Consider the following 723-nt stretch of genomic DNA (forward strand, 5'->3'; position numbering starts at 1 on the left):
GTTTGGTATTAAGCTTGATCTCACTGCCAAGGTGCTGCATGAAGACAAAATCCGTATGCGCTTGATCCCGGAAGTTAGTGAAGTGGAAAGATACATTCGTGCTGCAGGTATAGAAGTACCGCAGTTTGCTACTCGACGAGCCATGACCACCATTGAGCTAGGTGATGGCGACAGCTTTGTCTTGGGGGGCTTAATGAGCAGTGCCGATCTTGAAGAGTTACAGAAAACCCCTCTACTGGGTGATGTGCCTATCTTGGGAGCGGCATTTCGGAAAGCATCCACAGACCGACGCCATACAGAGTTGATCATTGTTGCCACAGTCAATCTTGTTAAGCCAATAAAGAATAAAGAGATTCAACTTCCATACATCAGAAAAACCTCAACTCTGCACCGTTGGTTTAACGTGGATACTAATGACGTTGGCAATAAAGGCAATGACCCCACCATCAAATTGCTTTCTCAGGGAGGATTCATCCAATGAGACGAACATTAATGACATTGTTAGGTATCATTCTACTCACTGGCTGTGCAGAGCGTTACTTTTCGGGCTCTGGCGTAGAGGCCCTAATTTACCCAGAAACGCATGTGTATCAATTAACGATAAAATCGGTATCGGAATCTGCAGAGCAGCTCGGAGACATCATCGACAAAGTCAGTGAGATCGATTCCGGAGGCCATTATTTATTGGAATATCGCAACAGCAAAGGGAAAAAAGTGGTACAG

The 723-nt window shown here is 45.4% G+C and carries 2 pseudogenes; both read left to right on the forward strand.

The window, feature by feature from the left end:
- Positions 1 to 481: pseudogene (locus R7R78_RS26175) on the forward strand (pilus assembly protein CpaC); the annotation flags it as partial.
- A pseudogene (locus R7R78_RS26180) lies at positions 478 to 723 on the forward strand (hypothetical protein); the annotation flags it as partial. The pseudogenes R7R78_RS26175 and R7R78_RS26180, both read left to right, overlap by 4 nt.

The organism is Vibrio sp. 2134-1 (genome assembly GCF_033339495.1).